Annotated in this window: 9 protein-coding genes; 2 read left to right on the top strand and 7 right to left on the bottom strand. The window is 63.9% G+C overall.

What is annotated here, in order from left to right:
• From P8Y64_10410 to P8Y64_10435, 6 genes are all read right to left on the bottom strand, one after another.
• Positions 1 to 2,939: CusA/CzcA family heavy metal efflux RND transporter (locus tag P8Y64_10410; GenBank protein MEJ2060880.1), on the bottom strand; the 2,939-nt coding region annotated here is incomplete at its 3' end.
• Positions 2,939 to 4,045: an efflux RND transporter periplasmic adaptor subunit gene (locus tag P8Y64_10415; GenBank protein ID MEJ2060881.1), complete on the bottom strand. Its 1,107-nt coding sequence runs from the start codon at positions 4,043 to 4,045 to the stop codon at positions 2,939 to 2,941. The genes P8Y64_10410 and P8Y64_10415, both read right to left, overlap by 1 nt.
• On the bottom strand, positions 4,042 to 5,301 hold the full coding sequence (locus P8Y64_10420) for a TolC family protein (GenBank protein ID MEJ2060882.1): 1,260 nt from the start codon (positions 5,299 to 5,301) through the stop codon (positions 4,042 to 4,044). The genes P8Y64_10415 and P8Y64_10420 overlap by 4 nt, the downstream gene beginning before the upstream one ends.
• Positions 5,302 to 5,642: 341 nt before the next feature.
• On the bottom strand, positions 5,643 to 7,169 hold the full coding sequence (locus tag P8Y64_10425) for a DegQ family serine endoprotease (GenBank protein MEJ2060883.1): 1,527 nt from the start codon (positions 7,167 to 7,169) through the stop codon (positions 5,643 to 5,645).
• Between the two features lie 109 nt (positions 7,170 to 7,278).
• Complete coding sequence (locus tag P8Y64_10430; protein ID MEJ2060884.1) at positions 7,279 to 8,013, bottom strand: hypothetical protein; 735 nt, start codon at positions 8,011 to 8,013, stop codon at positions 7,279 to 7,281.
• Positions 8,010 to 8,564 (bottom strand): sigma-70 family RNA polymerase sigma factor, encoded by a 555-nt coding sequence (locus P8Y64_10435; GenBank protein ID MEJ2060885.1) that lies wholly within the window; start codon positions 8,562 to 8,564, stop codon positions 8,010 to 8,012. Before P8Y64_10435 ends, P8Y64_10430 begins: the two co-directional genes overlap by 4 nt.
• Before the next feature lie 312 nt (positions 8,565 to 8,876).
• On the opposite strand from P8Y64_10435, the gene P8Y64_10440 reads away from it, so the two are divergent.
• A complete protein-coding gene (locus P8Y64_10440) occupies positions 8,877 to 9,356 on the top strand; it encodes a DsrE family protein (protein ID MEJ2060886.1) in 480 nt (159 codons plus the stop codon).
• Positions 9,357 to 9,410: 54 nt separating this feature from the next.
• Positions 9,411 to 10,820 carry a hypothetical protein gene (locus P8Y64_10445; protein MEJ2060887.1) on the top strand — a complete coding sequence of 470 codons (1,410 nt, stop codon included), beginning with the start codon at positions 9,411 to 9,413 and terminating at the stop codon, positions 10,818 to 10,820.
• A 168-nt stretch (positions 10,821 to 10,988) separates the two neighbouring features.
• On the opposite strand, the gene P8Y64_10450 is transcribed toward P8Y64_10445, so the two are convergent.
• On the bottom strand, positions 10,989 to 13,438 hold a 2,450-nt coding region (locus P8Y64_10450; GenBank protein ID MEJ2060888.1), incomplete at its 5' end, for a translocation/assembly module TamB domain-containing protein.

Genomic DNA, 13,438 nt, shown 5'->3' on the forward strand with positions numbered 1-13,438 from the left:
GTGGCGAACAGCAACGGCACCAGACCGAAGGCGGCGATGGTCGCGGTCATCAGCACCGGGCGCAGCCGGCGGGTCGCGCCGAGCACCACCACGCGCGCCATGTCCATGCCGGTGGCGCGCAACTGGTTGAAGTAGGTCAGCATCACCACGCCGTTCAGCACCGCGATACCCAGCAGGGCGATGAAGCCCACCGAGGCCGGCACCGACAGGTAGGCGCCGGATATCCATAGCGCGAACACCCCACCGATCATCGCGAACGGGATGTTGGTCAGCACCAGGATGGCCTGGCGAACCGAGCCGAAGGTGGAGAACAGCATCAGGAAGATCAGGCCGATGGCGATCGGCACCACGATGGACAGGCGCTTCGCGGCGCGCTGCTGATTCTCGAACTGACCGCCCCATTCGATGTGGTAACCGCTGGGCAGCGAGACCTTTTCGGCAACCAGCTTTTTGGCGTCTTCCACGAAGCTCACCAAGTCGCGTCCTTCCACGTTGGCGCGCACCACGGTGTAGCGGCTGCCGCGCTCGCGGTCGATGGACACCACGCCTTCCACGCGCTGGATGTGCGCCAGCATGGACAGCGGCACCAACCGGCCGTCGGGCAAAGCGATGCGCTGTGCGGCGAATACGCTGGGCGCATCACGCAGGCTGGCCGGCGCGCGCACGATCAACGGGGTGCGCTGGATGCCTTCCTGCACGATGCCGAGCTGGATGCCTTCGACCTGGGCGCGCAGGACCTGCTCCAGCTGGTCCACCGAAATGCCGAAGCGCCCGGCGGCGAGCCGGTCTATCTTGAGCTGCAGGTACTGCATGCCCTTGTTCTCGGTCGTCAGCACGTCCTGCGCGCCGGGAATGCCGCGCAGCAATTGTGCGACCTGCTGGGCCTTGGTGTTGAGCTCGCCGAGGTCGGTGCCGAATATCTTCACGGCCAGATCGCCGCGCACGCCGGTCAGCATTTCGGAAACGCGCATCTCGATCGGCTGCGTAAAGCCGAAGTTGTAACCGGGAATCTGCTTGAGCACGCCACGGATCTTTTCGATCAGCGCCTCCTTGGAATCCACGCTCCATTCGGAACGCGGTTTGAGAACCAGGAAGGTATCCGTTTCGTTCAGACCCATGGGATCCAGGCCGATCTCGTCGGCGCCGGAGCGGGCCACGATGCGGGTGATTTCCGGCACCTGCTGCATCAGCGCGCGCTGTACCTTCAGGTTCAGGTCGAGTGAGTGCTGCAGGTTGATCGAGGGCAGCGATTCGAGCTGCACGATCATGTCCCCCTCGTCCATGGTCGGCATGAAGGTCTTGCCGATGCGGGTGTAGACGATGCCGGTGATGATCAGCAGTACCAGGGCCACGCTGATTACGATGCGGCTGTGGGCCAGGGCGTAGTGCAGGGCGGGCTCGTACAGACCATGCAGTTTGCGCGGCAGCCAGGGCTCCTCGTGCGAGACCTTGCGCAGCAGCAGCGAGGCGATCACCGGGATGATGGTCAGCGACATGAGCAGCGAACCCGCCAGGGCGAACACGATGGTCAGCGCGACGGGTCGGAACAGCTTGCCTTCCAGGCCCTGCAGGGTGAGCAGCGGCAGGAACACGATGATGATGATCAGCATGCCCGAGGTGACCGGCTGCGCGACCTCGCGCACCGCCCGGAAGATCAGGTGCAGTCGCGGCAGGCGCTTGGCGCGTTCCTCGTCGGCCAGTTCGCTGACGATGTTTTCCACCACCACGACCGCGGCGTCGACCAACATGCCGATGGCGATGGCCAGGCCGCCGAGGCTCATCAGGTTGGCGCTCATGCCGAACCATCGCATGAGGATGAAGGTGATCAGTGCCGCGAGCGGCAGAGCCAGCGCGACCGTCAATGCGGCGCGCAGGTTACCCAGGAACAGCAACAGCAACACCAGCACCAGGATGATGGCCTCTTCCAGCGCCTTGGTGACGGTATGCACCGCGCGTTCCACCAGGTGGCCGCGGTTATAGAACACCGAGAGTTTCACCCCTTTGGGCAGGGTCGGTTCCAGTTCCTTGAGTTTCGCCTCTACGCCGGCGACCACCTCGCGCGCGTTGGCGCCGCGCAGGCCCAGCACCAGTCCTTCCACGGCCTCGCCTTTACCATCCTCGGTCACCGCGCCGTAACGGGTGATGGCGCCGATGCGAACCTCGGCCACGTCGCCGACGGTGATGGGGATGTTGTTGCGTACCGCGACCACGATGTTGCGCACGTCATCCAGTGTCTTGATGCGGCCTTCGGAGCGCACCAGCAGGGCCTCTTCGCCGTCGTTCATGCGGCCCGCGCCGTCGTTGCGGTTATTGGCCGACAGGGCGTCGAGCAGCGTGTTCAGCGCCACGCCGCGTGCGGCCAGTTTGGCCTCGTCCGGCACGACCTCGAAGCTGCGTACCAGGCCGCCCAGGGCGTTGACGTCGGCCACGCCGGGCACGGTGCGCAGCGCCGGACGAATGGTCCAGTCGAGCAGGTTGCGGCGCTCCATCAGGGACAGGTTGCCGCCCTCGATGGTGAACATGAACATCTCGCCCAACGGCGTGGTGATGGGGGCCACCCCGCCGCTGATGCCCTTGGGCAGGTCGCCCCACACCTGGTTAAGGCGTTCGGTCACCTGCTGGCGGGCCCAGTAGATGTCGGTGCCGTCCTCGAAATCCAGGGTGATGTCGGCGATGGCGTATTTGGCCTTGGAACGCAGCATGACCTGGCGCGGAATGCCGAGCAGTTCGGTCTCGACCGGCGCGATGATGCGGCTCTCCACCTCTTCGGGCGTCATGCCCGGCGCCTTGACGATCAGTTTGACCTGGGTCGGGGAAACGTCGGGAAAGGCGTCGATGGGCAGGCCGTTGAATGCGATGTAGCCGCCGCCCACCAGCAGCACCGCCGCCAGCAGCATCAGCAGCCGCTGGGTCAGCGCGAATTGAATCAGGCGTGTCATTATTCGCCTCCCATCCCTACCCAGGCAGCCTTGAGGGTGGCGATTTCAGTCACGGCGACCTGGGCCTTGGGATCAAGTCCGGATTCGATAAATGCCTGGTCATTGGCGCGGGTGATCAGGTGGACCTGCTGTGCTGCATAGCCCTTGCCTTCGCGTACGAACACCCAGTCCTTGCCGGCATTGGTGACCACGGCCTGCTGCGGCACGCTCAGCACCGGCTGGTCGCGATGGCTGTAGATCTGCGCCTGAACCACCTGCCCCGGACGCAGCAGGTCGCAGGGCTTGTCCAGCGCGGCGCGGACCATGATGGTCTGGTTGGTCGGATCCACCACCGCGCCGACCAGGATGACGCGGGCGGGAACCGCGCAACCGGGCACCGTGACCGGCAGGTCGGCCCGCACACCGGCGAGCTGTTCGGCCGGCAGGGAGATATCCAGCCACAGGGTGGAGATATCCGCGATGTGGTACAGCGGCTGCTGATCGTTGACGCGCTCGCCCGGCGAGATCATGCGTTTGAGCACCACCCCGTCGATGGGTGCGCGTACCTCGAGAATCGGCGACATGCGCTGGGTATTCGCCAGCCGGCTGATGTCGGTCTTGGTGAAACCAGCACCCATCAGCAACTGGCGGGCGGCGGCGAGAGCGTTCTGTTTCTCGCGGTAGGCCTGTTCGGTTTCCTGCATGCGCCGTTCGGCGATGATGCCGTCCTTGAACAGATCCTGGTCGCGGGTGTACTGCGCCTTGGCCAGATGGTAGGCGGACAGGGCGTCCAGGTAATCACGCTGCAGGGCCAGTACCCCCGGGCTCTCGATGCCGCCCAGCACCTGGCCCTGTTTCACGCTCTGGCCTTCGGCCACGCGGACTTCGGTAATCAATCCGGCCCGCGGGGCGGCCACCACGCGCTCGGCCTGCGGGGGAACCTGCACTCGTGCCGGTGCGCCCGGCAGCGGTACGTCGGTGACCGGTTTGGGCGCGACGGTCTTGACCTCGAGCTGGGCCAGCTGGGATTCGCTGAGCTTGACCGGTTCGGCGGCCGCGCTGCGCGCGGCGGGGCTGAGGATCACCGTGACGGCGATCAGCGCCGCGGCGAGATGTAAACGGTTCATGGGAGGACTCCTGATGCCTGGTTGTAACGGGCCGTGTCACGACGCAGCAGAATGGCGCGCTGACCCGCCTCCAGACGGGCAGCCTGCGTTTCACTCTGAATGCGCAGCAGGGTGAACAGATCGATCTCGCCGGCCGAGAAGGCCTTGCGGTTCATGTCGAGATACTCGGTGGCGAGCTGGGCGCGTTCGCGCGCCGCGTCCAGCTCGGCGCGATCGGCGGTAACGGTTTGCCGCGCATGGATCAGACCCAGCTCGAGGGTGTGTTCGAGATGGCGGTAATGGACCGCGGCTTCGCTGCGGGCCATGTTGGCCTCGGCGATGCCCGGCGCGGAATACGCGCCGGTGGCGAACGGAATGCTCAGGGTGATCAGGGCGCTGTTGTCATAGGGCAGTTGGCGGTCCGCGCGGTCGCGCCGGATGCCGAGCCCCAGAACGGCGTTGCCGGCGCCCTTGGCGCGGGTCCATTTCAGGCGGGCGGTATCGAGCCCGAGCTGGGCCCGGGCCGTCGCCAGCAACGGATGTTCGGGCGTGATGCGGTCGATCGTGCTCTGCGTCTCGCGTGCGCCGGCTGGGGGCAGCTTGCGTCCGGTCAGGTTTTCGAAGGTGGCCTCGGCCTGTTTCAGGATGGCCTCGGAGCGGGTGTACTCGCCTTTTTTCTGCAGCAGGTCGGTCTTGGCCAGCAGCTGGTTGGAGCGGGCCAGGTCGCCCTTGGCCACGCGCTTTTGCACCGAATCGAACAGTTTCTGAGAGGCCTCGAGGCTGTCTTCGGCGAAGTGGAAACGGTTCTGGGCGAGGCGCAGATTCCAGATGGCTTCACGGACCAGTCCGGCAACGTTCAGGCGCAATGCCCGGGTGCGGGCCGTCTGCACCTGGGCGGCTTCGTTGGCCATTTGTTTGGCTGCGCTGCGCTGGCCCCAGTTCGGCAGCGGCAGATCGACCCCCAACTCGCCTTCCACCGTGCCGGTGTCCTTGTAGGGCTGGTCGCTGCGGTAGCTGCCGTAGGCCGAAGGGGCGTTGCCGAACCAGCCGCGGCCCAGGCGCTGCAACGCCTTGGTCTGGGTCGCCAGGGCCTCGACCGTGATGTTGTTCGGCAGGCGGGCGTAGGTCTCCTCCACCAATTGAGACAGGGTGAGGGAGCGGTCCACCTCAGGCTGGCCGGGTTCCGGCTTGCCCATGACGGGGCCGGCGAAGGCTGGCAGGGTCGCACCAAGCAAAGAGGAAATAAGCAGGGCGATCCCGAGCGTTTTTGTTCTCATTACTAGGATCCTCCGCGGTCGGGATATGAGGTCCGGCCGCTTTAAGACTGAGTCTAGATCGCTTGTCTGAATTCAAGCTGAACGTCTGAGTTACTTTGGTGTGAAACCATAAGACATTTGACTGAAATCAAACTTAACCGCCGGTCGGGGGCATGAAGAGCGACCGGTCCGGGCGCAGGATTCGTCGGGGAAGATCGCGGTGTTCAGCGGTTATGGCGCTGAATGAAATGCAGACGGTGGGAAGGAGGGGTGCGGGCGGATCAGGATACCGGGGAGAGGGCTTCCCGTTGCGGAGGATTGCGGAAAAAGGGACGGGCGGCTATGCCGCCCGTCCCGTACCGTTATTTGGCCGGCAGGGTGACGGCCAGATACATGGGCTGCTTGCCGCGCTGGACGAGCAGGGGGATGGGGCGTCCGGCCGGTGCTTCGCGAACCAGTCTGGCGAAGGATTCGCTGTCGCTGACGTCATGCCGATTGAAGCTCAGGATGATGTCGCCGGGCTGGAGACCGGCCTGGGCCGCCGGGGTGTTGCCGTCGACGGAGACGATGCGCACGCCGCGGTCGCCCACGCCGGCCGATTCCCGCTGCCGGGCGCTCATGTCCTGCACGGCGACGCCGAGCCGGCCGTGATGGGCGGAGCCGTTGCCCGCGGAGGATTCCTCGACCTTCTTGGGCTCCTTGAGGGCGGCAATGGTGACATGCAGGGTCAGGTGCTTGCCGTCGCGCAGGACGACCAGCGGCACCTGCTTGCCCACCGCGGTGGAGCCGACCAGCGGGGGCAGGTCCGAAGCATCGTGGACGGGATGGCCGTCAAACTCGGTGATGATGTCGCCGGGTTTGACGCCGGCCTCGGCCGCCGGGCTTTTGGGTTCGACCTTGGCGACCAGCGCCCCTTCCGGTTGGGACAGCCCGAAGGATTTGGCGAGCGCGTCGGTCATGTCCTGGATCAGCACACCGAGGTAGCCGTAGCTGACCTTGCCGTGCGCCTTGAGCTGGGCGATGACGTCCTTCACCACGTTGATCGGGATGGCGAAGGACAGGCCCATGAAGCCGCCGGACTTGGTGAAGATCTGGGAATTGACCCCGATGACCTGGCCCGAGAGGTCCAGCAGCGGGCCGCCCGAGTTGCCGGGGTTCACGGCGGCGTCGGTCTGGATGAAGGGTACGTAGTTTTCATCAGGCAGGTTGCGTGACAGGGCGCTGATGATGCCCTGGCTCGCGCTGTAGTCGAATCCAAACGGGCTGCCGATGGCCAGCACCCACTGGCCGACCTTGAGCTTGGCGGAGTCGCCGAGCGTGAGGGTGGGCAGGTCCTTGGCATCGATCTTGACCAGGGCGATATCGCTGCGTTTGTCCATGCCGATGACCTTGGCATCGAACACGCGCCGGTCATGCAGGCGCACCTTGAGGTCGCTGTCACCCACCACGACGTGGCGGTTGGTCACGATGTAGCCGTCGGACGAAATGATGAAGCCGGAACCGAGGATGCGTTCCTTGGCGTTCTGCGGCGGGCCGGAGGGGCCCTGCGGACCGAAGAAGTGTTTGAAGAACTGGCGAAACGGGCTGTCCGGCGGCAGCTGGGGGAACAGGTGTTCCGCCATGCCGTTGTCTTTGAGGGTGCGCACCCCGGTGATACTCACCACGGCCGGGGCGGCCTTTTCGACCAGGCCCGTGAAGTTGGGCAGCCGTGCGGGCGTGGACGGGGCTGCGGTGGCGGCCGGGGCGGTTTGGGTCACCGCGGGCTGGGCGGGGGTCTGCACCGTGGACTGCGACTGCTGTTCGCGTGAACAGGCCTGCAGGCCAAAGGCGAGCAAAAAGAGCCCGATGGGGGCGATCATCTTGAGGTGGCGTCTGTGAATCAAGAACATGCTTCCGGTCCTGACTGGGGTGGGTTTGTCTCGAATCAACAGACCGGAATCGGCCGGCCGGGTTCCCCGGCCGGCCTGACGGCAAGGCGATTGCGTCGGCGGAAAGGGGTCAGATCTTGATGTAAACCCATCCCTGACGCATGCGTTTGATGATCTCGCCGATCGCGCTGGGGGCGATCTTGGTGTCCTTGATCAGGTTGACCTTGACGCCCTCTTTTTCGGCATTCTTGATGGCATTGTGGCAGGCCACGAAGCTGAGGTTCGGGTACTTTTTCATCAGGTCCATGACGCGCTTGGAATACGCCGAGCCGTTGTTCTGCAGCAGCATCAGCCCGCCCGAGTTGGCGATCACCTCGACCTTGATGCCTTCCTTCTTGTAGGTCTTGAGCAGGTATTGGGCCTGATCCAGGGTTTCGGCGAATTTCACGTGGCTGGCGCTGGCGATGTGCAGCAGTACACGATCGCGCTGCGTGTAGCCGGTGTGGCTGATCGAAATGCCGTGCAGGCCATTCTCTCCGGTCGGCATCTGCGCTGCCGGCCCCTGGCGGCTGTACCAGCCGCCCATAAAGCTCGCCAGCATCAGGCCGATGACCAGTGTGGCGGCCACGGCGTAGCGTCCGCAGGACGAGGAAAGGCGCGGGACGCGGCGGCGTGGCGGCTGGAGGGCGTCTACGTCGAAGGCCTGCTGGACGAGTTCCTTGGTGCGGCGCAGGTCGCAGACCTGGAGGCGCAGCGTCTCGTCCTGTTCCATATCGGTAAGCAGTTCGGTGCGATCGGCCGCATCGAGTTCATTGTCGATAAAGGCGTGAAGCCGCATGTCTTCCGTGGTCGTTTTGCGGTTCATTTGATCCTCCTGATCCGGCTCGTGACGGGCACGGATTCTTCATAGACGCTGGCAAGCGTCGACTGCAGACTGCGGCGGGCGCGGCTCAGCCGGCTCATCACAGTACCGATGGGCATTTCCAGTATCTCGGCGACTTCCGCGTAGGTGAAGCCGTTGAGATCGACCAGGGTGACCACCTCGCGCTGCCCCAGCGGCAGCTTGGCAATGGCGTTGCGGACGGTGCTGATGATCTGCTGGCGGTCGTTTTCCCGCTCGGGGCAGTCTTCACAGCAAAGGACTTCCTCGTCCAGCGAACCCTGCGGTCGAAGCTGACGCAGATACGAGCGCCAGCAGTTGTGCAAAATGGCATACAGCCAGCTCTGCAGCCGCTCCGGATCGCGCAGCTGGTGGATATTCTGCAGCGCCTTGGTCATGGTCTCCTGGACGAGGTCGTCGGCCAGGGCCGATTCGCAACACCACGCATAGGCCATGCGAAACAGTCTCCCTCGCTCCTCACCCAGCCGTTTTTTAAGGTTTCGGGTGGGATCGAGCAGGTCATAGAGTAATGTCATTTCCATCCTCCTCTGTTCGTAAGGATGCAGCAATAGGAGGGAATATTCCATTTATATCCGGCTGGAACGGTTATTTTCACGGATTTCATCGTACGTCGGGATATGAATTTGAAAATATAAATTGCTGCGTACGACGGTATCTCGCGTGTTAGTTTTTTATATTAATAGTTGCTTATTTTTTAACTTTTGGAAAATACGGTCATAAAAATGGAATAAATGGGAATGCACTCGCCTCTTAAAGGGGGAAGAGAGAGCGGTAACCGGTCTCTCGAACATAACGACAATTCGTTATCCAGCCTGAGGAGAAGAAACATGAGGCGTTCCATTTATCCTTTCCTGGCCGCACTGTGCCTGTGTGTATTCGCTGTCGGCGTACCGCTGCGAAGCTTCGCGGCAAGCACCGTGCAGATGCCGCCGATCGAGAACAAACCCTTCGCCAAGCACCATATCGTTCTGCAGCTCAGCGACCGCGATCCCTTCAAGCAGACGCTGGTGCTCAACGTCGCCAAGAACCTGGCCAACTACTACGGTCCGGACAATGTCGACATCGAGATCGTCGCATTCGGTCCCGGCCTCAAGCTGCTGCTGGCCGACAACGTCAACAAGGGTCGCATCGCGAACCTCGTGGCGAGCGACGATATCCGTTTCAGTGCCTGCAACAACACCCTGCACGCCTTCACCAAAAAGCTCGGCTACAAGCCCAAGCTGAATCCGCATGCCGTGGTCGTGCCCGCCGGTGCGGCACGCATCATCGATCTGGAACAGCACGGCTACACCCTGATCAAGCCCTGATCGGTTACGAACACCAATAACCCTTATATCCACCACACCAAAGGGGAGTGGAGCATGAATTCACGTGTGAATTTCCAACGTATAAAGAAACACGTACTAACCGCCGCCGTTGCCGGTGCGAGCCTGTTCGCCATGCAGTCGGCCAATGCCGCGAACTGGATGCAGCTGTACGGCACGACCCCGCGTCCCGGCCAGTCGCCACATGCCAAGGTCTGGGGGTTCATTCAGCCCCTCTATTCGGTAACCGACGGCAAAAAAATGACGGGTCTGCTGGGTCCGGTGGCGGGCTTTAATGACACAACGGCGGCCTTTAACCGTATCGGCCCCGACCTTAACAGCACCAACAGCTTCAACCTGTTCCGTGCCCGTATCGGTGTCCGCGGTACGCTGACCCCGCTGGACAACGACCTGGATTACTTCATCCTTACCGAATGGGGTAACAACGGCCAGACCTACTTCAACAACCAAACGCCGTCGGTCACCGATGCCTTCGTCACCTGGAACCGGTTCAAGAAGGTGGCGCGCATCTCCTTCGGGGCGCAAAAGACCCCGGGTCCGCTGGAGGCCAGTCAGGTCGGTATTCCGGTGCTGCCGTTCGTGAACTTCACCACGGCCACCCAGCAGCTGATCCTGGAAAAATACATCGACCCGAAGGCCACGCTGGGCGGCAGTGCAGCCGCTGGTTACACCTTTTCCAAGACTGATGTTACCGGCATGAACGCTTTCCGCGACACCGGCCTCAAGGTGTTCAACTGGTTCGACTTCGGCCCCTGGGAGCTGAGCTACTCGGTGATGGCCGGCAATGGCGCACCGATCACCAAGGGCAATACCACCAACAGCGTGGACACCTACGCGATGGTCAAGGGCGCCTATATCCTGAGTGGCGCGGGTCCGTACCGCAACGAGGCCAGCCTGTGGACCTGGTTCCACCAGGGTGAGCGCAAGCTCAGCAACCTCTCCGACAGCAACTACAACATGGCGCGTTTCGGGGTTGGCGGTGAGTTTTCGCGCAATCAACGCCGTCCCATGGGCTTCTTTGTTCAGGGCGGTTACATGGGCGGTTACGGCATGATCATGACGGGCAGCCCCTTCGCGGACGCTTCCTGCACCAGCGGTGCCGGCGCCGGTTGCTGGAAGATTTACCCGGACAGCTACAACCGGGCCTGGGGTGATTACCTGCAGGGTGGTTTCTACGTGACCCATAACGTCCAGCTGCAGTTGCGGTACGACTACTACGACTCGCTGACCAACAACAAGGCGGCGGAACGTACCTTCACCACCTGGACCGTGGGCGGGCAGTACTTCCTGTCCAACAACACCCGCTTCACCGTGAACTATGCGATCCGCGACATGAAGGTGCCGAATGCCAGCGAAATTCCGGCAGGCCCCGCACGGACCAATGCCGAAGCGGTGGCGGATTCCATGGGCAACCGCCTGGATCTGCAGCTCACCGCGGTGTTCTAGGGGCCGACGACAAGCAAGTACGACAGTGCGTCAAGCCGCCTGAGGGAACGGGCGGTTATCAATCAATCGACTCCAGATTTGCCCCGGCATCGCCGGGGCATTTTTTTAGGGGGATAAGGAAGTACACTCCGCCTCACGCCTCACGCCTCACGCCTCACGCCTCACGCCTCAATATCGCAGACGGTACAGCACGTCGGCGGCCTGCGCCTCGCCGGAATCGATCTGGACCTGCACCTGGGGTGTGAGCTGGTAACGCAGGCCGATGCTGCTCATGCGTTTGAGCATGCCCTGGGTGTAGCTCAGATAGAGCTTCGGAGAGAGATATTTGCCGAGCAGGAGCGAGGTCTGGTCGAAGCTTTCGCCACCCTGCACCGAGATTTCATCCAGGCCGGTGCGCTGTTCCAGCCGGTTCATCAGGCCGCCGCCTTCGCTGTCCATGTGCAGGCTGGCGACGGCCCTGACCAGCAGCGCGGCGTCGCTGCGCGAGGCATCGGACAGGCCGTGGCCGGTGAGCAGGTAGGACAGCGCCTCTTCCTGCGGCAGGGCCGGTTCCGAGCTGACCTGGGAAACCGGTTCGCGCAGGGTTCCGGTCAGGTGCAGGCGGGCGGTTACGTCGGCCGTCTTGCGTTCGGCGGTGATATCCAGGCCGGGATTGTCCACGGGGCCGGCGAACAACAGCCGGCCGCTGGTTATCGGCAGATCCAGGCCATAACCCTGGTAGCGGGCCTTGTCCAGAGTGACAACGCCTTCGGCCGTCGGCGGCTGTGCCCCCTGTTGTTTGAGTTCCAATGCCCCCGCGATCTGCCCCACCAGTCCATAGGCTGAAACGTGTGCGTTCTGACCCAGGTCCAGCGCAAGCTGGGCATCGACGGCGGGGCCGCGGCTGCGTTTTTCAGTCTGGCGGCCGACCACTTCGGTATCCGGCGAGATGCTGATGGCTTCTGGCGGGGGGCGGCGCACGTGCACATCGAGGCGATCGAGTGTGAGACGGCCGCGCAGTTTCAGCAGGTCGGGGTTCAGGTCCACGGTCATGTCGGGCGAGACGCTGGCCTCGATGCCGGTCAGGTTCAGCGCTTCGAAATCGTGTCCGCTGAGCGTGAGTTGCGCCCGGGGACGGGCGACGTCGAGTCCCTCGACGGTTCCCTGCCACTCGAGCGTTCCTTTGCCCGAGTGCGCCGAACCCTTTGTGCGCCAGGGGCTTGTCGTTGTGGATCGTGTGAGATCGAGTGATCCGTCGGTGACGTCGATGCCGGCCAGGGGCAGCACGAACGCGAGGCGGTCGACGCGGGCCTGGCCGCTGAGCCGCGGCTTGTCGGCCGCGCCTGCGGTTTTGATGTCCAGGCTGGCCGAGCCGGAGCGGATTTCCACCGGTAGCGGAAAGCTTTGCAGAAAACCGAGATCGGGTAGTTCACCCCGCAGGTTGCCCTGCAGGGAGGCGCGGGGCGTGTTGAAGCCGTTTACCTGCAATGTGCCGTCGAGACGGCCGGAGGCCGGCAGCGTCGCCTGCAGTCCGACGGACAAAGTCCGGTTCTGAAGTTGCAGGGTCAGAGGCTCGAGGGCGAAGGCCAGGGTCTGCGCCGGCTGCTGACGCGGGGTATGCAGGCTGGCGCCCCGCGTGGTCAGGCGGGCGGTGGCGTCGGGCGTTTGCCAGGTGCCGGTCAGGTGCGCCTTCAGGTCCAGGCGCCCGGCGAGAAGATAGCCCTGCGGCAGGCCCGGATTCAGGACGGCGAGGGGGATGCCGTGCCCGTCGATATCCAATGGAGAAGGCCCCTGGCGGCTGACGGTGCCCTCGATGCAAAGGTGCTGACGGCTGTCCCCGGTGTCGGTCAGGCAGGTCGGTGCGAGCTGGATTGCCTGCGTGGTCGCGGTCAGGGCGCTGGGGGCGGGCAGGCGCCAGGCCGCGCCCCCGGTGGGACTGACTTCGAATTGCGCGATCCGTCCCTTGAGTCGGCCGCCCTGCCATTGCCCGTCGATGGCCAGGCGCGCGCTGCCGTGCGTGGACCTGGCTGAGAAGGATGCCTCGACCGCACCCTGCAGACCGGCGGTCAGCGTCAGCCTGAGCCGGCTCAGATCGGTCGAGGGAGCGTGCAGATTCCGGGCGGACAAGGTGACGCGGTTACGTCCCTGTCCCAGGGCGCGCGAGCGTAGCGTCGCGGATTCGAGCGTCGCCGCGCCCAGTCTGAGCGCACGGCCCGTGGCGTCCAGGCGCAGGGCGGGACGCGTTGGCGTGCCGGTGAAACGCCCGTTGATTTGTATCCGGCCTGCGGCGGTGGGCCACAGTTGCGCAAGGTTCGGAATGCCGAGCGCGAAAAGCAGATCGCTGTCCCGGGACAATCGGCCGCGCGCATCCAGTGTCGAGGCGCCGAGTTTTATTTCCAGCTGATCGAAGCGCAGCGCGTCGCTGGACCATTGCGCCCTGGCCTTGCCGCGCAGCGGCTGTTGACGAAGCGTTCCATTCAGGGCGTTCAGGTTGACGCTGGCCTGTTGGGCGGTTCCGTTCGCTTGCAGCTCGAACCCCACCCGTCCCGTCAATTCGGAAACCAGGGCGGCGGGATCGAGATCCCGTCCGGTGACTTTTGCCTGCCATTCAAGAGCGTTTCCCCAGGCAAGGCGGCCTG

The organism is Gammaproteobacteria bacterium (assembly GCA_037388465.1).
Classification (GTDB): Bacteria; Pseudomonadota; Gammaproteobacteria; order SpSt-1174; family SpSt-1174; genus JARRKE01.

Bases quoted from the DNA above. Each gene is read 5' to 3' on its own strand.
- P8Y64_10415 (MEJ2060881.1), bottom strand. From the start codon at position 4,045: ATGAACCGTTTACATCTCGCCGCGGCGCTGATCGCCGTCACGGTGATC.
- P8Y64_10420 (MEJ2060882.1), bottom strand. From the start codon at position 5,301: ATGAGAACAAAAACGCTCGGGATCGCCCTGCTTATTTCCTCTTTGCTT.
- P8Y64_10425 (MEJ2060883.1), bottom strand. From the start codon at position 7,169: ATGTTCTTGATTCACAGACGCCACCTCAAGATGATCGCCCCCATCGGG.
- P8Y64_10430 (MEJ2060884.1), bottom strand. From the start codon at position 8,013: ATGAACCGCAAAACGACCACGGAAGACATGCGGCTTCACGCCTTTATC.
- P8Y64_10435 (MEJ2060885.1), bottom strand. From the start codon at position 8,564: ATGACATTACTCTATGACCTGCTCGATCCCACCCGAAACCTTAAAAAA.
- P8Y64_10440 (MEJ2060886.1), top strand. From the start codon at position 8,877: ATGAGGCGTTCCATTTATCCTTTCCTGGCCGCACTGTGCCTGTGTGTA.
- P8Y64_10445 (MEJ2060887.1), top strand. From the start codon at position 9,411: ATGAATTCACGTGTGAATTTCCAACGTATAAAGAAACACGTACTAACC.